The sequence below is a fragment of the Vibrio sp. Isolate32 genome, from assembly GCF_022397955.1.
Lineage (GTDB): Bacteria > Pseudomonadota > Gammaproteobacteria > Enterobacterales > Vibrionaceae > Vibrio.
Map to the genome: position 1 here is coordinate 91,284 of NZ_JAKEUQ010000013.1, position 19,783 is coordinate 111,066.

The 19,783-nt window shown below is 42.9% G+C and carries 15 protein-coding genes and 1 pseudogene; 6 read left to right on the top strand and 10 right to left on the bottom strand.

Going from position 1 to position 19,783, the window contains the following annotated elements:
- Positions 1-23: 23 nt before the first annotated feature.
- The 7 genes from deoA to L1D11_RS11995 all read right to left on the bottom strand — a co-directional run bounded on the left by deoA (position 24) and on the right by L1D11_RS11995 (position 7,783).
- On the bottom strand, positions 24-1,352 hold the full coding sequence (gene deoA, locus L1D11_RS11965) for a thymidine phosphorylase (protein WP_239834119.1): 1,329 nt from the start codon (positions 1,350-1,352) through the stop codon (positions 24-26).
- 94 nt (positions 1,353-1,446) lie between these two features.
- Positions 1,447-2,223 (bottom strand): deoxyribose-phosphate aldolase, encoded by a 777-nt coding sequence (deoC, locus tag L1D11_RS11970; protein WP_239834118.1) that lies wholly within the window; start codon positions 2,221-2,223, stop codon positions 1,447-1,449.
- 509 nt (positions 2,224-2,732) lie between these two features.
- Positions 2,733-3,995 (bottom strand): NupC/NupG family nucleoside CNT transporter, encoded by a 1,263-nt coding sequence (locus L1D11_RS11975; RefSeq protein ID WP_239833870.1) that lies wholly within the window; start codon positions 3,993-3,995, stop codon positions 2,733-2,735.
- A 204-nt stretch (positions 3,996-4,199) separates the two neighbouring features.
- Positions 4,200-5,012, bottom strand: a complete 813-nt coding sequence (locus L1D11_RS11980) for a TatD family hydrolase (protein ID WP_239833871.1) — start codon at positions 5,010-5,012, stop codon at positions 4,200-4,202.
- Entirely contained in the window at positions 4,993-5,148 is a 156-nt protein-coding gene (locus L1D11_RS11985) for a DUF5363 family protein (protein ID WP_239833872.1), read from the bottom strand. The genes L1D11_RS11980 and L1D11_RS11985 overlap by 20 nt, the downstream gene beginning before the upstream one ends.
- A gap of 98 nt (positions 5,149-5,246) precedes the next feature.
- On the bottom strand, positions 5,247-6,827 hold the full coding sequence (gene prfC, locus L1D11_RS11990; RefSeq protein ID WP_239833873.1) for a peptide chain release factor 3: 1,581 nt from the start codon (positions 6,825-6,827) through the stop codon (positions 5,247-5,249).
- A 146-nt stretch (positions 6,828-6,973) separates the two neighbouring features.
- Positions 6,974-7,783 carry an EAL domain-containing protein gene (locus tag L1D11_RS11995; protein ID WP_239833874.1) on the bottom strand — a complete coding sequence of 270 codons (810 nt, stop codon included), beginning with the start codon at positions 7,781-7,783 and terminating at the stop codon, positions 6,974-6,976.
- Positions 7,784-7,919: 136 nt separating this feature from the next.
- Between L1D11_RS11995 and L1D11_RS12000 the strand changes: the two are divergent.
- A pseudogene (locus L1D11_RS12000) lies at positions 7,920-8,834 on the top strand (ISL3 family transposase); the annotation flags it as partial.
- Between the two features lie 31 nt (positions 8,835-8,865).
- On the opposite strand, the gene L1D11_RS12005 reads toward L1D11_RS12000, so the two are convergent.
- Positions 8,866-9,477 carry a YtjB family periplasmic protein gene (locus tag L1D11_RS12005; RefSeq protein ID WP_239833875.1) on the bottom strand — a complete coding sequence of 204 codons (612 nt, stop codon included), beginning with the start codon at positions 9,475-9,477 and terminating at the stop codon, positions 8,866-8,868.
- Positions 9,478-9,586: 109 nt separating this feature from the next.
- Here L1D11_RS12005 and serB point away from each other — a divergent pair, with 109 nt between their 5' ends.
- Positions 9,587-10,567 (top strand): phosphoserine phosphatase, encoded by a 981-nt coding sequence (gene serB / locus L1D11_RS12010; RefSeq protein WP_239833876.1) that lies wholly within the window; start codon positions 9,587-9,589, stop codon positions 10,565-10,567.
- Positions 10,568-10,687: 120 nt separating this feature from the next.
- On the opposite strand, the gene L1D11_RS12015 is transcribed toward serB, so the two are convergent.
- The gene (locus L1D11_RS12015; protein WP_239833877.1) at positions 10,688-13,036 is read right to left on the bottom strand and encodes a PilZ domain-containing protein; all 2,349 of its coding nucleotides are present in this window, start codon (positions 13,034-13,036) and stop codon (positions 10,688-10,690) included.
- 339 nt (positions 13,037-13,375) lie between these two features.
- On the opposite strand from L1D11_RS12015, the gene radA reads away from it, so the two are divergent.
- The 4 genes from radA to L1D11_RS12035 are packed head-to-tail and all read left to right on the top strand — an operon-like array spanning position 13,376 to position 19,549.
- Positions 13,376-14,791 carry a DNA repair protein RadA gene (gene radA, locus L1D11_RS12020; RefSeq protein WP_239833878.1) on the top strand — a complete coding sequence of 472 codons (1,416 nt, stop codon included), beginning with the start codon at positions 13,376-13,378 and terminating at the stop codon, positions 14,789-14,791.
- 35 nt (positions 14,792-14,826) lie between these two features.
- Entirely contained in the window at positions 14,827-16,176 is a 1,350-nt protein-coding gene (locus tag L1D11_RS12025) for a site-specific integrase (protein WP_239833879.1), read from the top strand.
- Positions 16,177-16,187: 11 nt separating this feature from the next.
- Positions 16,188-18,614: a hypothetical protein gene (locus tag L1D11_RS12030; RefSeq protein ID WP_239833880.1), complete on the top strand. Its 2,427-nt coding sequence runs from the start codon at positions 16,188-16,190 to the stop codon at positions 18,612-18,614.
- A 20-nt stretch (positions 18,615-18,634) separates the two neighbouring features.
- A complete protein-coding gene (locus tag L1D11_RS12035) occupies positions 18,635-19,549 on the top strand; it encodes a hypothetical protein (RefSeq protein ID WP_239833881.1) in 915 nt (304 codons plus the stop codon).
- Positions 19,550-19,567: 18 nt separating this feature from the next.
- Here L1D11_RS12035 and L1D11_RS12040 read toward each other — a convergent pair.
- Positions 19,568-19,783, bottom strand: a 216-nt coding sequence (locus L1D11_RS12040; protein WP_239862522.1) for a transposase domain-containing protein, incomplete at its 5' end; no start/stop codon positions are given.

The window sequence follows — 19,783 nt, forward strand, 5'->3', positions numbered from 1 at the left end:
CGAGGTATACCGATACCTGTTATTTACACGTCTTCAGAACGAATCTGACAGTAAACGTCTGGCGTTGCTGTATATTCTCCGCCCACAGTGATTGCATTTTGCAATGCTGTTGCAGCTTCTTGCCACTGTTGTTCATTGCGAGCATGAATCATTGCTAATGGTTTATCGTCACTTGCTACTTCGCCAAGGCGAATGAAGCTATCGAAACCGACTGCGTAATCAATGCTGTCCGTTGCTACGCGGCGACCACCGCCCATACCAACCACAGCCATACCAATTGCACGAGTATCCATTGCTGATACCACACCGCTTTCTAGCGCGTACACTGGTTTAACAATTTCTGCTTTTTCTAGGTAGTTATCGTAGTTCGTTACGAAATCTGCTGGACCACCAAGGCCCGCTACCATCTTACCGAAGCACTCTGCTGCTTTACCGTTATCCAGTACTGCCATCAGTTTTTCGCGCGCTTCGTCTGAATCTTTAGCCAGGTTACCCAACACTAACATTTCAGCACACGATGCTAGAGTGATCTCTAACAAACGTGGGTTACGGTATTCACCCGTTAGGAACTGAACCGCTTCACGAACTTCTACTGCGTTACCCGCTGAAGAAGCTAGAACTTGGTTCATGTCCGTTAGGATTGCTGTTGCCTTAGTACCGGCACCGTTTGCTACTGCAACGATAGATTTCGCTAGCTCTTCAGATGCTTCGTAAGTCGGCATGAATGCACCTGAACCTACTTTTACGTCCATTACTAGAGAATCTAGGCCAGCAGCTAATTTCTTAGATAGGATTGAAGCCGTGATTAGCGAGATATTGTCAACTGTTGCTGTGATATCGCGAGTCGCGTAAACACGCTTATCAGCAGGCGCTAAGTCACCTGTTTGACCGATGATCGCAACACCTGCATCTTTAGTTACTTCACCGAACACATCGTTGGTTGGCGTAATGTTGTAACCAGGGATAGATTCAAGCTTGTCTAGCGTACCACCAGTGTGGCCTAAACCACGACCTGAGATCATTGGAACGAAACCACCACATGCTGCTACCATAGGGCCAAGCATCAGAGAAGTTACGTCACCAACACCACCAGTAGAGTGTTTATCAACGATTGGGCCATCAAAGTTCATGTGGCTCCAGTCGATCACCATGCCTGAGTCACGCATTGCACACGTTAGTGCGATACGTTCTGGCATTGTCATTTCGTTGAAGAAAATAGCCATTGCAAATGCTGCAATTTGGCCTTCAGAAACCGTGTTTTTAGCTACGCCTTGAATAAAGAAGTTAATTTCTTCAGCTGTTAGAACTTCACCGTCACGTTTTCTGCGAATAATTTCTTGAGGTAGATACATTAGTGCCTCCCAAACTCTAGTGAGTATGGTTTGTAGGGAAAAGAGGTAATATGGAGTGACTTAACGTCACTCCATCAAACAGACTTTTAAAGGATTAGTATGCTGCTGGATCAGCAGTTTCGTCTGTCACTTCTAATGTATTAAGAAGGTTAGTTAGTAGGCTTGAAGCACCAAAGCGGTAGTGCATGTTGTCTGCCCACTCAGCACCTAGTAGCTCATCAGCCATTGCTAGGTATTGTGCTGCATCTTCAGCGGTACGTACGCCCCCTGCAGGTTTGAAACCAACAGTTTTAGCAACGCCCATGTCACGAATAACTTCTAGCATCATGCGCGCGTACTCTGGAGTCGCATTTACTGGCACTTTACCTGTTGAAGTTTTGATGAAGTCAGCGCCTGCTTTGATACAAATCTCAGATGCTTTCTTGATCAGTGCTTCTTCTTTAAGCTCACCAGTTTCAATGATTACTTTCAGTGTGATGTCGCCACATGCTTCTTTACACTGTTTAACTAGCTCGAAACCTACTTCTTCGTTGCCAGCGATTAGAGCGCGGTATGGGAATACTACGTCTACTTCGTCTGCACCGTATGCTACTGCTGCTTTTGTTTCAGCAACGGCGATTTCGATGTCATCATTACCATGAGGGAAGTTAGTTACAGTCGCAATACGTACTTCTGGAGTACCTTGCTCACGCAACGCTTTCTTAGCTGCTGGGATAAAGCGAGGGTAAATACAGATTGCAGCAGTGTTACCTACTGCAGTCTTCGCGTCGTGACAAAGTGCTACAACTTTTTCACTTGTGTCGTCGTCATTTAGCGTAGTTAGGTCCATAAGTTTAAGTGCACGTAGAGCTGCTGCTTTTAAATCGCTCATTTCTATCTCCGATCAATATATTCAAATAGTTAACTACTTAGCCCTCCACCCTGTATAGACGGATATTTTAGTAATGCTCAGTAGTCACAAATGAACGGACTTGGTTCCCTGAAGACTTGATAACTTTCGCTATCAATTGCAATCCTTGTCACCGCACAGTACCAGTTTGGTCTATGGCACAACAAATCAGTCATGTTGTGTCTAACATCTATAGCGTATCGCTAAGTTTGGCTTAATCCCAGAAGAATAACTGCGGACGAATCCAAGCGGTTACTTTCTTGCCAACAAGAGACATCCTATCCCTTGAGCCTATACATTATAGGTATCCATTAATAAATTGTAGTGCTCCTTAGAGCGCAAACGGTTTGTATCTCAAAAAAACATTCTAGGACCACCATCAAATCAAACTCATATTCAGGTTCGACAGGCCTAAAAACAAAAAAGCCCCGCAGCAATTTCTTGCTACGGGGCGATATTAAAGTGGCGTCTATATAATCTAATCTACTTAATTAGAAAGATAGGAAGAAGCCTGCAATTGTTGCTGCCATCAGGTTAGATAGAGTACCAGCAATAACCGCTTTAACACCCATACGTGCGATGTCTTGGCGACGGCTTGGTGCAATACCACCTAGGCCACCTAGTAGAATCGCAATAGAAGAAAGGTTTGCGAAGCCACATAGTGCGAATGCGATAATAGCTTGAGTCTTCTCAGACATCACTTGACCAGTCGCTGCAACAACTTGAGCGTTTTCACCAACGTATGGTACGAAGTTTAGGTATGCAACGAATTCGTTAACAACTGTCTTCTGACCAATGAAAGAACCAGCAATAGTTGCTTCTTCCCATGGAACACCAATGATGAATGCTAGAGGTGCGAAGATCCAACCTAGAAGAAGTTCTAGAGTTAGGTTTTCCATACCGAACCAACCACCAATGCCACCTAGGATACCGTTGATTAGAGCAATTAGACCAATGAATGCTAGTAGCATTGCACCAACGTTTAGAGCTAGTTGTAGACCAACTGATGCGCCGCCTGCTGCTGCGTCGATAACGTTAGCCGGCTTGTCGTCGCCGCCGTCGATATCGTCAGAGATGTTGTCGTCTGGCGTATCTGTTTCAGGTTTGATGATTTTAGCGAATAGTAGACCACCAGGCGCTGCCATGAATGACGCTGCAACTAGGTACTCTAGAGGTACACCCATAGATGCGTAACCTGCTAGTACACCACCAGCTACAGAAGCTAAACCACCACACATTACTGCGAATAGTTCAGAGTTAGTCATTTTAGGAACAAATGGGCGAACAACTAGAGGTGCTTCTGTTTGACCAACGAAGATGTTTGCTGCTGCAGACATAGACTCGGCGCGAGAAGTACCTAGCGCCTTTTGAAGACCACCACCAAGAACTTTGATTACCATTTGCATTACACCAATGTAGTAAAGTACAGAGATAAGTGCAGAGAAGAAGATCAATGTTGGTAGAACTTGGAAAGCAAAGATGAAACCGATACCGTCAACAGAGAAGTTAACTAGGCTACCGAATAGGAAACCAGTACCGTCTTTACCATAGTCGATTACGTTTGCTACTCCAGCAGAGAAACCTGCAAGCAAATCACGACCCCAAGGGATGTAAAGTACGAATGCACCAAGTGCGAATTGGATAGCGAAAGCGCCACCCACCGTTCTAAAGTTAATAGCTTTGCGATTGTCAGATAGTAGTACTGCGATTGCAATCAGTGCAACCATACCGACTAGGCTCATAAACAGGCTCATAGTTTATGACTTCCTTATTAGTTATTTATTGGCGTGTTACAAAATGGGGCTATAAAGCGTGGGCAATTATACTCATGCGACCACTAATAAAGTAATGCCGTCCTCACATTTTCGTAGAAGAATCATGTACCATTCATGCGCAAGTGTGACCTAAATCACAATGAGGGTGCAATTTACGCAAACGATAAACAAAAACATTAGATTTTATTCACATATACCGAATGCGCGATGGCTATTTTGCCAAATTTGAGTCGCAATCGATTGCTTTGGCTCTTTTCTAAGCAAAAAAAGTTCGTTTGATATCGTAACTAAATGTTTGGAATGATTAACATTTCCTTGGTTTCCATAGGTTGGCATATCCGGAGCATCGGTCTCTAACACCAAGCTCTCAAGGGGCAATTTAGCGATGGTTGTGCGTGTTTTTTGCGCTCTTGGGTAAGTTATCGTTCCACCGACGCCAATATAGAAACCGAGCTTAATCCAAGCTAAAGCTTGCTGTTCACTTCCAGAAAAACCGTGAATTACCCCACCTAAAGTAAACTTGTGCTGCTTTATTAGCTGAATAAGACGGTTGTAAGACTTCCTTTCATGGATAATCAGAGGCAAATTAAACGTCTTGGCAAGCTCCATTTGTTGGATGAAAAAGCGCTCTTGTTTCTCCTGTTCCACATCCATAAAAAAGTCCAACCCACACTCGCCAATGGCCACACACTGAGTTGTTTTTGAAGCGAGTAATTGATGAAGTTCTTCAAATTGTACCGTATCCGCTTGCTCTAAAAAGTAAGGATGGAAGCCTAATGCGTAGTAAACATTGGGGTGAGATTGCGCGATCTTTTCAAGCTTATGCCAGTTATTTTGACCGATAGAAGGAATGAGTAACTTCTCAACTTGAGCCTGTTTTGCCTCTTTGATATACCCATCAATGCTCTGCGTATGGGTAAAACCTTGCTCAAACGCCTCAAAGTCCGCGTGGCAATGTGTATCAAATAGCGGAAAATCACTTGTTTGCTGTGTCATCTTTCCCACTCTCAAATTGCTGCCCTTGAGGATCTCTACGATAAGTTACACAGCTGCGCCTGTTTTCAGGCGTTAGTCCAAGCTCTTCACACCACTTATCGTATTTCCTGACCCAAGCTTTTATCCAACCGAACATATTTACCTCAAATTTACTGTCTCAAATAACACGCATTAAAAAACGCCTATTACAGAACAATAGACGTTTTTGTTTAACTCGAATAGAGCTTGAAGAAATTAGTGCTCGCGCGTCGCTCGGAACTTAACGTCAGGGAAACGTTCTGAAGCTAGGTTCAAGTTCACCATCGTAGGTGCGATGTAAGACAGGTTATCACCACCATCTAGCGCCAGGTTAGATTGGTTCTTACGTTTGAACTCTTCCAGTTTCTTAGTGTCATCACACTCAACCCACCGAGCTGTTGCAACGTTAACACCTTCGTAGATAGCTTCTACGTTGTATTCTGCTTTCAAGCGCGCTACAACCACATCGAACTGAAGTACACCAACCGCACCAACGATCAGGTCGTTGTTCTGCATAGGGCGGAATACTTGCACTGCGCCCTCTTCTGAAAGCTGAACCAAGCCTTTTAGAAGCTGCTTCTGTTTCAGAGGGTCGCGTAGGCGAATACGACGGAATAGCTCAGGCGCAAAGTTTGGAATACCAGAGAACTTCAGGTTCTCACCTTGAGTAAAGGTATCACCAATCTGAATTGTGCCGTGGTTGTGTAGACCGATAATGTCACCTGCATACGCTTTTTCAGCACGAGCACGGTCACCCGCCATGAAAGTTACCGCATCAGAAATGCTGACGTTCTTACCGGTACGAACATGGTTCATTTTCATACCTTGGCTGTAAGTGCCAGATACGATACGCATGAAAGCGATACGGTCACGGTGTTTAGGGTCCATGTTTGCTTGGATCTTAAATACGAAACCAGAGAACTTATCTTCTGTCGCAACAACATCACGCTCATTAGCTTGGCGAGTTTGCGGTGCAGGAGCCCACTTCGTTAGACCATCAAGCATGTGGTCAACACCAAAGTTACCCAATGCGGTACCGAAGTAAACTGGCGTTAGCTCACCAGCAAGGAACAGGTCGTGATCAAACTCAGGACAAGCACCAATAACAAGCTCTAGCTCTTCACGTACGCTTTCCGCTAGATCAGCACCTACCGCTTCATCTAGATCAGGGTTATCTAAACCTTTGATGATGCGAACTTCTTGGATCTCATGGCCGTGACCAGATTCATACAAGACCGTTTCGTCACGGTGGATGTGATAAACACCTTTAAACTCTTTACCACAACCGATTGGCCATGAAATTGGAGCACAAGCCATACCTAGCTCGCTTTCTACTTCATCAAGCACTTCCATTGGGTCACGAACGTCACGGTCAAGTTTGTTCATAAACGTTACGATTGGTGTATCACGTAGGCGCGTTACTTCCATTAGTTTACGAGTACGATCCTCGACACCTTTCGCAGCATCGATAACCATCAAACAAGAGTCAACTGCTGTTAGCGTTCGGTAAGTATCTTCCGAGAAATCTTCGTGTCCTGGAGTATCTAGTAGGTTTACTAGGCAATCATTGTATGGGAATTGCATTACCGACGTAGTTACCGAGATACCACGTTCTTTTTCCATCTCCATCCAGTCAGATTTAGCGTGTTGGTTAGATCCACGACCTTTTACGGTGCCCGCTTTTTGAATCGCGTTTCCGAATAGAAGAACTTTTTCAGTAATCGTGGTTTTACCCGCATCCGGGTGAGAGATAATCGCAAACGTTCTACGTTTGCTCACTTCTTGTTGGAAAGACATAGTCGCCCTTTGCTGATCTAAAGCGTAAAAAGGGCAAGTAGATAATACTTGCCCTTGAATTCTGTGTGAGGATTATACAGAAGTCGCTCAGCTTTCTAAAGCCTGAGCTAGAAAAAGTCAGAGAGTTAGAGTAACGACGGCTTACGCTAGCCTAAATTGCCAGACATAGGCACAACATTAAAAACAGAGTTCAACTGAAGATTTTCTATCAATCTCTCTGTTGTTTGAGGAGATGTAAGATAGAAACCCTGTCCGATTTCATACCCCATCGCAATTAAGTCTCGTTGTTTTTGTAAAGTCTCCACGCCCCCCGCTATAATAGGGACACCAAGCTCATGGCCTATCTGGGTCATACTCTTGAGCAACACTAGAGAGGTCGGATTGGTGATATAGTCCATCACAAAGCTACGATCGATCTTCAGCGTATTGAACTCAAATTCTTTTAGATAAGAGAGTGATGAAAAGCCAGTACCGAAGTCATCAAGTGCGATACGGACACCGAGTTGATGGAGCTCTTTAAAGATAACCTGTGCGAAATGGCCATTCTCTATCATTACGGTTTCTGTTATCTCCACTTCTATTTTATGCGTTGCCACACCACTCGAGATGATCATGCGCTTCAACGCATCAAAGAACTGAGGATGCTTCAAACTGCGAGCAGAAATGTTAAGACTCATCACGCCGATATCAATACCGCGAGTAAGCCAGTTTTTGTGTTGCGCCAACGCCAGTTCTGCCACCAGTAAATCTATCTGACGGATTTGCCCTGTCGCTTCCGCTACAGGAATAAAATCATTTGGGTACATCAAGCCTTTAATCGGATGGTTCCAGCGCACAAGTGCTTCAAAAACCTCCACATCACCCGATTTCAATGCCCATTTTGGTAAGTAGTGAATCTCGAACTGCTGTTTGTTGATAGCATGTCTTAAGTCGCGCTCCATCTCTTTCTGTGACATCGCAATGTAATTGAGCTCTTTTGAATAGAACTGAAAATTGTTTTTCCTAATGACTTAGCGTGATACATCGCATCGTCAGCGTAACGGATCAGTGAGTGCTGAGAGGTGCTATCATCTGGGTAAATCGAAATCTGATCGTATAACGAAGCGCCTAAAAGGCTATATAGAACAACTACTGCCTCTTCTTCCCATTAAGCATATTTCCCGGTTAACGAACGTTCATTGGCACACCATTAAAGAGATAGATAAACGCCGACTTATACAAGTGGTAGCGCCAGTGAAATGGGAGGAGCTAAGGCAATTCGTCATAGACGAGTTCGCTATCTTTAAAGGACATCGATATGCCACTGTAATCACTCATGCTAAGACTCACCAAGTCATTTGGATAGGACTAGGCCGTAGCCGCAAGCACATACGACCGTTTTTCGAATAGCTAAGCAAACATGGCAACAATATCGAAGCGGTCGCAATGGACATGAATACGGCTTTTGAGCTTGAAGTTCAAGCGCACTGCCCGAACACAAAAATCGTTTACGACTTATTCCATGATGTTGCTAAGTTCGGTCGAGAGGTGATGGATAGAGTCAGGGTCGACCAAGCCAATAAACTTAAGCAAGATAAAAAAGCGAGGCAATGGGTCAAGCGCTCACGCTGGGTGTTGTTGAAAAATAGAGGCAACTTAAATCCGCGGCAAGACAGCTATCTTACAGAAATATTCAATATCAATAAGGACTTAATGACCACTTATATACTCGGAGCACAACTCAAAGATCTTTGGTATTGTGAATCAGAAGTACATGCTAAAGGGTTCTGGGAGGCGTGGTGGGCACAAGTACAAGAAAGTGGAATTAAGCCATTGAACGAGTTCGCATGAAAACTGAGTCCTTATCTTCACGGTATTATCGCATCGGCAAGTTATCCGCTAAACACCTGCACATTGGAAGGGATAAACAACAAGATAAAGCTAATCAAGCAAATGGGGTATGGGTATCGAGATACAGACTACTTCTTCTTGAAGATAAAAGCGGCTTTCTCCGGAAAGCCGCGATGAACCTTTTTATTGGGTAACGTAAACGCGCCGTTTATGAATTTACGTTTTTCAGTAGTAAGTTCTCGCCTGACTTGGTCGGTCTTCTGCGAATTATCATAATAAACAGCACACCACTGACGAAGCCCATCAATACCATACCGATCATGTAGCGATCGCTTTTGCGGTAATGGTGATCCGATATTGCTGTCATTTTACCCGTCTCAAAGGTGACGCGGATAAAACCGATGATGGTGTTTTCTTTGGAGTAAATTGGCTCAACGAGTTGTTGCCTACCGATACTCGCGGTTGAAAGTGGTGTATCTAGGCCAAGCACCTCACGTACTGAAAGCGCCTTCTCGCTTGAAGCTAGGCGAATGCCTTCAGCATCATAGATGGTGGTATCGAATACCAGTCGATCTTGAGATAGCTGATTGGTCAGATCAAGCAGTCGTTCTTGGTCTTGTTGTGCGATCATTTTGCTCGCTGAAAGAGAAGCCTGAGAGATAAGCAGCTTGGTAAGTGTCTCGAGTTGTTTCGCTTGGATCTTCTCGTTACCCTTACTGATCACGACCGTGTTTTTAATCGTAACGACGAACATAGTAGCCAACAAAATGAGGGCTAACATTCGCAAAGCGTTACGTATTGAGAACAATGATTCATTCATGTTTCACGGGGCCTGAAATAAACAAATGTTATGATTAAGACATATTGAGACTTGCGTTTTCAAATTGCAATAGGTTAACGTTTAGCATAGTTAATTAGGAATCATACACATGGACGCTCAGAAATATCTGCCGATGAAAAGGCATACCACATTATTAACTCGACTCCCCGAGACTCGTTTCGCTTCTCAACTCGCAAAAGCTAAAGCCAACTGGATTGTATTCGGCGAGTACTTATCACCGCAATCTTTCGATGACATCGACTTTTTCACCGGCACTTACAACACCATTTTAGATACGTGGAAAGTTGGGCATTACGAAGTGGCATTGATGTCTGGCAACCTAACGCCAGCGCATGAAGAAATCCTACAAGCTTTGAAGCTTGATTATGCTTGCCTTAGCGAAGTACCAGACTTATCTAAGCCAGGTTTGATCGTGATGGATATGGATTCTACAGCGATTCAAATCGAGTGTATCGATGAAATAGCCAAGCTCGCTGGAGTAGGGGAATTAGTCTCTGAAATTACAGAGCGCGCTATGCAAGGTGAGTTAGATTTTGAACAAAGCCTACGCCAACGAGTTGGAGCACTGAAAGGTGCTGATGAGTCGATTCTAGAGCAAGTGCGCCAATCACTGCCTTTCATGCCTGACCTAGTAGAACTCGTGAATACACTGAATAAGCTAGGTTGGAAAACGGCGATTGCGTCTGGTGGTTTCACATACTTCTCTGATTATTTAAAAGATACGCTTGAGCTTGACCATGCTCAGTCAAATACTCTCGAAATCTTGAACGGCAAACTGACGGGCGAAGTTTTAGGCGATGTTGTTTCCTCGCAAACTAAAGCGGATATCTTGGTTGAATTGGCTGAAGAGTATGAATTAGAACTGCATAATACCGTTGCCGTTGGTGATGGTGCTAATGACTTGGTTATGATGGGCTCTGCAGGTTTAGGTATTGCCTATCACGCGAAACCGAAAGTAGAGCAACAAGCTCAAACCGCTGTGCGTTATGCCGGTTTAGGCGGAGTACTGTGTATCTTGTCGGGTGTATTAGCTAAGCAGCAGAAGATCAGCTGGCAAGCGAAACCTTAGGTTTTCTATTTAAGTGCTATTGGCTATATATCTTATTAGTAATAGTAACTAAGACACAAAAAAGCAGGTAATCAGCCTGCTTTTTCTATTTTCATGTTTAAGTCAAGACACCGCTGGAAGTTAGCGCGTAAGTTCCAATCGGATCAACACTTCATCGGTAATGTCTTCTATCTCACCATAACCAATAAAAGCAGTGACCTCATTCTCTAGCTTCTTGGCTTGATGCATGCTGATGTGTGAAAGCTGTTCTAAGTCCGATTGGAATAAACTCGTTAGCGGATTAAAGATAGGTGCAGTCGTTACCCGCAATACATACACGTCACCCAATTGCTGAGCTTTCTTAATAAATAAGATGCGTTCCTTTGCCGAGGCGAAGTCTTTGATTAGCTTAGTGTGCACAGATTGGATCTTGCCGCCAAACTTTACCGCAGCAATATAGACGTCATGGTGTTTAGGCTCAGCACCTTCAATTCTTTTCAGGGGTTCAGCCAACAGCGAGTTAGAGTGCCCTTTGAAAATAGGTTCGAGTGAGAACTTCTGGTTGTGCCCTAGCTTGGCGAGCAGTGCTAAGTGTTTATTCAGTGGGAAGTTCACGCCAATGATCTTACAACGGAGTGTTGAGCCTGGTTTATCAATGAATATTGGGTTACTGACCATCTTGCTCAGCAAAATGTTGTGCAGAGATTCGAGCAGAGAATGTGTTGGAAGTATCTCTTTTTTCTTAATTAACTTGCTTTGGTTCTGGTCGATAAGTCCATTGAGAAAGGCGATAGTACGCATCGTCTTAGTGTTCTCTGCGATAGCCAACTGTACGTTGCGACCGTTCGAGCTGACTCGAATCACGTGGTAAGGTACACTGCTTAGTGGCAGGTTCTTGTCATAGAGTTGCAGCTCGTTGAAGTTCACCAGTACCGGGTCATTAATCTTGAGAACCATTGGGTGCTCAAGATTAATGCTGAGTCCACGCTTTGAGATATCTAAGGTGTGACCGTTCGCCGCAGCGCCATCTTGTGAGGTGAGCTGTAACGGTGACTTAAATTGGTACCTCGGCTCTTTGCGACGAGTTTGAGAGTCAAAGTATATACTTTGAATCTTTCCCACCGCAGAGCGCGGGTGGCGGAAGTGATTCAGTTCGCTGCTTGGAATGCGTGGTTTTTCACTTAATAGGTAATCAGCAGCACTTTCGTGATCGCCAATCTCTTGCAATATTCCGCAATGTGTCAGTTGTGCTGAGCTTTGAGCTAGTGTATCTGAGTGCTTGGCTAAGGCTTGTCGTTCGGTGTTTGATAATTCGAACACAGAGAACTTGAACGCCTTCCAACTTTTACGTTTACCGCCGATGTGCCAAAACAGCTGTCTTTGTTCACGAGAGGCTTCAGGTAGCATCATTGAGTAGAACAAGGTCTTGTTTTGATGCTCATGGGTAAAAGAGTAGATAACGTTGTTGGTTCCCTTCACGCCTGGTTTAGCCAGCAGGTTCATACGTTGTTCGTTGAACAGGGTATCCAATGTTTGTTGATTTCGCTCGTCGTGCCAGTATTGCCATAACAGATGGTTGTTATCCGTAAGTAAGGCAAGTTTTAGTGCACTACCGCTGAAGAACAGAGGAAGGTTATACGTGTGCTTTAGATAAGTGTGTTCGATCCCTCTAGTTCGGGTTCGAATGATCCTATCTTGATTCTCGTGGCTGGTTTTTTTGCTCTTACTATTTAAAGACTCATTGAGCAAACGAGCCACAATATCGTTGTCGCTTACCTTGATGGTTCTTAGAAATTTGACCGCGTTGTTCTCGTATGATTCATCAATGCCCAGAACACGAAATTCAACCGCTTGACCAACATCGTTTTCTTGTGATTTTTCGACAAGCTCTGTGAACTTAACGCTGATGATTTCACCGAGGTTGTATTTAAAGACACTCGGTACTTTGAACTTTGCGCCCGACGGGGAAATATCAGCCGTTACACCGTATAGGCTTTGCCCTTTCGATGTGGTGATCTCAACCTGCGAGCTAATCTTTAGTCTGTTTTCTTGACGTTTTAAGTCGTAACCGAGGTTAATTGCTTCTGCCTCATAGGGGCTATTAGCATTAGTGAGATCTTGATCATTTTGAGACGACGTTTTAACGATATTACGAAGTGGCTGAGTTCGCGGAGTCATCACTAACTCCCATGCACCCTCGGTATAGCCTCTAAACTTTTTAGTACCACGTTGATACGCGTTCAAAGCAATATCATCGAGCCAGTGCTTACGGCCGTCTAGCGTGAATTGACGACATTCATTATCAACACGCCCGCGTAAATCAATGCTCTTTGTGCACGGAGCCATGATACGATTCAGTTCCATTTTAACAAGCAGCTTTAGAGACGGAGATTCGTCTTCTGTCATTTGAGAAAGAAGGTATTCAAAGTCCTCAGCGTGGTAGGCCGGGATAAGTCGTTCTGCTACAGATAGAATTTCAGTTTGCTGCATACTTTTCTTGTTAGAATGGACGGTGCATTATTGTTATCGACAAGTTGTATTTGATCTTTAGGTATTCGTGGCCCCACTGCAACTTTTATTTTCATCAGTACGGTCAACAGGGTCACAAAATAGCAACATTTCCAGTTACCAAGCAAATTATTGAGGTTTTATGGCTAAGGCAAAGCGAGCTTATGTGTGTAATGACTGTGGGGCTAATCTTGGTTATATTATTAGACGACACATCTGGTAAAAATGGTTGATCTAAAAGTTAGACAGGAGATGGATGGATCATATATGCTTGAAGTCGTGAAAAAGTGACCTTCATCAGAAGTATATAGGAATATCAAAGTGGTAAAAGCTAAGCGAAAAATGGCATACCTATGCAGTGAGTGTTCTTACGAGTCTAGTAAGTGGGTAGGTCAATGCCCGAACTGTATGTCGTGGAATACGATGGCTGAGGTCAATCTTGCTTCTGTATCTAAAACCACTTCAGCAATCAACAGGGCGACGGGTAGTAGTTATGGTGGCTATGCTGGCTCCAGTGGAAAGGGGGCTAGAAAGCTAGATGATGTATCTGTTGTAGAAGCCAACCGTGTATCAACAGGTCAGGCTGAGTTCGATAGGGTTTTAGGTGGGGGGCTAACACTTGGTTCTGTTGTTCTTGCCTCTGGTGATCCGGGAGCTGGTAAAACAACGTTGCTAACTCAAATTGTTGCGCACATGAGTCAGTCAATGCCGACTATGTACGTGACAGCGGAAGAGAGCTTGAGCCAATGGAAGAAGAGAGCGCAGGATCGCCTAGGTTTACCGTTTAACAATGATAACTTCTGGGTGGATGATTCTGACTGCGTTGAGGACATCGTTGTTGCTGTCAAAGAGCACGGTATTAAGCTACTCATCGCGGACTCAATTCAGGCGTTTGAGTCAACAAGTGTTGAGGGTAGTGCTGGCGGCGTTACGCAAGTCAAAACTTGTGCCCAAATACTTAACCGACTATGTAAAACAGAGGGTGTTACATTGATTTTGGTTGGGCAGGTGAACAAAGACTCTAAGATGGCTGGTCCGCAGACTCTAAAGCATATCATTGACACAACAGTTCATATCGACGTTACCGAAAGCAACGTTAGAATACTTCGCTCCGACAAAAACCGATTTGGTGATACTGACCAAGTTGGTATTTTCCAAATGACAGAGAAAGGCATGATTAGTGTTGATAACCCTAGCCGCCTATTTCTGAGTGGTGGGGATGAACGCTATGAAGGCTCCGCCGTAACGGTAATTAAGGATGGTGCTAGAAACCTCTTAATAGAAATCCAAGCATTGGTTACCGAGTTCGAGGGGGAAAAGCCTATTCGTAACTGTATCGGTATTAGCTACTCTAGGTTGGCACTGATCACAGCTGTTTTGAAAAAGCATGGTGGGATTAGCACCCACTATGACATCAATATTAGCCTTGTGGGTGGGCTTAAGATGGCAGATACAGAGACCTCTACGGATTTGGCTGTTATGGCTGCATTAATAAGCTCAATCAATTCTAGACCCACCCCTGAAGACTCTATTTTTATTGGGGAGGTAGCCTTAACAGGTGAAATTCGCCAAGTGCAAGGTGGGGTTGCCCGTGTTAAAGAAGCTGCTAAGCATGGTAAGAAGCAGATATACATTCCTAAATCAAATTACCATAACTCAATGCTCAAGGACTTAAATCCTGATCAGAAGATAATCCCTGTCGCTAAAATTCGCGAAGTGATTGAAGCTTTGAAATAAATGATGATTAGGTAGCAAGTTAAGGGGGGCTAATTATGAGCAGAAAAGTTCGGTTGGTAGCTCAGTCTTTTGGGGATGGGGATTATTCCATAGTCAGAACGACAGTAAACAAATACCCAAAGTGTTTGTTTGAGTCTGATGAATCTGCCAGTAACAAAGTAAGTACCGTTGTCATTCAGCAGGAAAAGCCAGTTCTGATTGATATCCCCCTTTTGTGTGATGGTAGAGGGAGAAATGTTATTCCGGTTAACCTATTCATCAGGAGCAAGGCTAGGTTCTCCCCAGATCCTAAAACACTGAAAGACTATGCTCAAGCTCTATTAGCCTTCTATAGATATATGTCTATACATGGGCTTAATATTTACGATGTGAGTTCTGAGAAAGAGAACGGTGTCGTTTACAAGTTTCGTGATTTCTTACTGGAAAATGTAAAACGTGAAGTGGATGGCGAGATCCAAGGTATCTATGCACCTAGTACTGCATCGAGTTACGTTTTAAAAGTGGTCGATTTTTATAACTTTTTGAACACTTCAAAAATTGTAGAGTTCAGTGATAGCTTTGTACCATTTGAATACAAAACCAAATCAATACAGAAACGTAACTCAGCACGTAGGAATAATCGCAAGCTCGGTCACTTAGATCGAGATATGGAGCAAATTGTTGTTAAAACCACTGAGCTGACCAAACCATTTGGGAAGAAACAAGCAGTAGCTCCTCACAAAAAACTGACACCTATGACCGAGGATGGTAAGGCAATTTTCATAGAGGCTTTAGGTGATGATTTTAGCGAACCTAAGAACCTTATGTTGAAACTTGCAGTTGAATCAGGTTTGAGGCTTGAAGAGTTCACGACCTTTCCTGAGAGTGAAGTAAAAGCCCCTCAGGCAGAGATTGTGAAATGCACCATAGGTGAAGTTCGTAACGGATGTAGAACCAAGTTCGATAAAGAGCGAACTATAGAAGTTCCTTATGAGACAATGAACGAATTGAACCAATATCGATTAAGCGTGGCTAGAAATAATGCGCGCAATAGATCTTTGGTGCCTCATAATTGCTTGTTCGTAAAGTCAGATGGCTATCCATATAGCACAAACACATTAGAGAAACACTTTGAAGGAATTCGGTTGAAAATCAGGGAAACACACCCTGATTGGTATTACACAGTGCATGACCTAAGGGCTACTTTTGCTACCCATTGGCTATACAACAAGCATTTAGAAACGGGGATGCTTTTTGACGCCTTAATGGAGGATTTAAAGGAGCTTATGGGGCATGCAGATACCTCCGCAACCGAAAAGTATGTTAAATACATAAATACACAAGAAAACTGGTTTAAGTTCGCCAGATTACAAAATAAGTTGGCAAGTAAACATCTCAATTCTTAAGAGGTTAAATAGTGGCTAAAAGTTCAATGGCAGCATTGTTGAAGCAGCCTCTGGTAAAAACAACTTCTAGCGAAAATGCAGACGTGACCGATATCTCTATGTCGTTATCATTTAAGTTGAAAAAGGATGAAGTACATAATTATAACCTTAGAGATTTTTGCCATTTAGAATGCGACTCGAATAATAGCTTAGCGACTCCTAGCCGGTTTGATTTAGTGCAGAAAATATACAAGAAACTTAGTTCAAGCAGCATAACTGATGAGTCGAAACTTAATCAGGTCAAAAACCTTAAACGATATTTTTTCCTGTGTGATCGTAAGTCGTTAAATCCTTTTGGACGGGATGGAATTGATGGGATCTTAGGGATGCAAGGAGAGCTGGCGCGTCAAGAAAAACTGGCTAATGAGCCAATGCCTTTTAGGTTTAATTACCCAGATGGCGCTGAGTTAGGAATAAAAACATCATCCGCCAATACTTTTGCATCGCATATTAAAGACCTATTAGCAATTGCAGGATGTTCAAGCTCTTTGATAGAAAAGTATGCGAGAAGACCGAATCAAAGAACCGATAAAGGTACAACTCAGCCACACACCGATGGCGAATTAGAAACCATTTTATCTAGGGTTCAACCATACTTTTTCTCACTAGCTGATGGGATATCTGATTATTTCAATAAACACGGTGAAATTCCTCAAAGGTTAAGTGATTTATCTATTGGTGTGTCAGGCTATGAGGGGGAAACTAATGAATTAAAAATTAGCCTAGGCAGTCGTGTGGATAACACTTGTATTAGCTCTCACTTGCCTTTTAACCAAATGATGATTTCTGGTTATGTGCTTTTTTGCTATTACACATCATTTAACGACACTCAAGTTAGGGATGTGCGACATCCATTGTCTGTAATAACTCAAAGAAAAGAAGGTCGAACAGAAAGATATATCAGGGTTAAGGGTTATAAAGCTAGAAAGGGTTCTGATGTTGAAGCATACTTCGTCGGGATTGATGAAGGGGAATTTGAAGATAGTGAGGCTAAAGGTAAGAATGCAGGATTTATCGTAGCCGACTTCCTTAAACGAGGACGCTATAAACACACAGATGGCTTGAAGTTTATTAATAAACTTTCTGAGGTATCAAGGAAGTGCAACCCTGATCAGTACGGAAATCTATTTTACAGTGTTGACAGTCATGGGAAAATAAAAAAGACATTCGATGTTGACAGACTTATGACTGCATTGACATTTAACCTTGGATTGCTTTCTGAAAATAGAAGTGTCTTATCTAGCTACTTGAGTGATGTTATTTGTAGGTACTTAGACAAAGGCGAGTGGGAGAGAATTACTACTACCACAGACAGCACTGGTTTCAAAACTATTTCACGCAAGTTGACGACTGAAAAAATGAAGTCAACGCGAGTTAGTTCTCTTGTTTATGTCTTTGTCAGGAGCTTAACGGATATACCGTTAAAAGGAGCGCTTATTCCCCTTACTTATAAAGAAAGTAAGTCAAAGGGGGATATTGAAGTGTTCATTAAATACGAAGATGGAGCTGAAAGGAAGTTTGTCACTTCTACACGTTTCAAGAATACGCTTAAGAAGATTGAAGCTAGATCGGAAACGTTGAACCCGCAGAAAGCGAAAGTAGGAGGTAGGGAAGTTACTCGACCTGCATATTTTCTTCCTATGGGAGTCAGATCTGAAACGTATCAATGGGAAGGTCATGAGATGCCTGTGAGACGTAAGCTCTTGGCAGATCTAGGAATCAATCATGGGGCATACATACTAAACATTAACTCTCGTAGAATTCGCACCAAAAATAGTGACAATCTCTATATAGATGAGGATGGTGGTAAGTTTGCGAGGGATATCCTACAGCATTCCAAGGAAACGCAGGGAGAAAAATACGTAGACGGACATCCTACAGGAAATATGAGGCAGATGAGTCAGGGGTTAAGTGCCATGGGGCACATAGCTGACGGTGACTCTGTTGAGGTAGCTAAGACTAAGGTTAGGAAGCAACTTGGAATAAAAGTTCTTGCTTACGATGAGTGGAAGAAGAGTAAAACACCTTCAAATCCAAATGGTGTAGCTTGTAACGGGAAGATTGACCTTAGAGAAGGTAAAAATGAGCATTACGCAGCCCAAAAGTTTGCGGAAGAAAATGGCATCATTAATGAAGGTGAAGATATCACCTGTTTTCAATATGACTTATGTATCTTTTGTAAGAACATGCAACTTATCGATGATGTTAATTCGGTCTATAAGCTAATTAGTTTTATAGATTCTTTATACGATCCTATAGAAAAAATGCCCGAGAGAGCAGATTATTTAGTCAGGCGAATAGAGAGGTTTGAGAGTTTACTTGAATTGTTACCTGAAGAAACCCTTGAAAAGGCAGATCTGCTATTTGAAGAGAATGGTCGTTACTTTTTGTTCAACTAATAAGATATAAAAGGACAAGCATGGTCCCAGCGGTAGTAATTGAATCAAATAAGTTTAAAAGCGTAGCACCACTTATATCTGATGATGAGACCTTTACTGATATCTTAGAGCGTAAGTTGGCAGGTGGTAACACTGATGAACTAGGTAACTTTGTAATCTATGAGGATGATAAGGTAACAATCCATTTTAAAAATGATGAGTGGCCTTTTTTAGACTCGGGGTTAGATTTTGACGGTGGTGGCACAAACCTCGTCTTTGATATTGACGATGGAACAAATGGTTATTCAAATGTTCTATTGATGAATGACCCTATCTCGGAGATTAAGTATCAGCTTAAGGCATTTGCTTTGGTGAGCATTTATTTATCTGAAAATCAAATTCAACTGTCGAATTTGAAGACTAAGTTAAATGAGCTGAAAAAACTGGTTCCCGTGTTCTTGGAGCATGGTGTTTATGATTTCACAATGCTCACCGATAAAAAGTTAGAGGAGATAACAACTTGTACCCCTTCTGTATTTAACACTAGAACACGACTGGAAGGGTTAAATGCACTTTATGATATTATTCCTTGGTTACCCTATAGTGTTCACTATTCAAAGCTAAAGGCCGCCATGTATTCATCAGGTTGGCGAGAGCCTGATCAATATGCAGTTATACCATTACGAATCTACTTCGACTTGATGAATTGGGGGAAGGAAAGAGTTCATTATTACAAAGGACTTTCATCAGAGATTGAATATGCAGTAGAAAAGCTACTCCAGTTTGAAGAAGAAGAATTGCAAAGAGCGATAAGGCAAATTCGAAATGGAGAAAGAACCCTGCAAATTGGTAAGGAAACTAAAGGCTCTAAGAAGTTTTCTCGTGAATTACAGGCTAATGGGGTAGAGCTTGTTGATTATGGAAAAAATCCTCTATGGATGGTATGCGCCCCATGAACCCACGGGGCGGTGTTGTTAATGTTTGAAGTTCCAAGGTAGGAGCGCATCGATATCAGGCTCAGCTTTCGCGAGCTCTTTCATGCACTTGACTATGTAGTCGTAGAGGATAAGGCCGTTGGCTTTCGCTGTCTCGACGATGCTGTAAAGCATCGCGCTCGCATCAGCACCATTTGGTGTATTTGAGAAGAGCCAATTTTTTCTTCCAATGACCAGCGGTTTAATGGCGCGTTC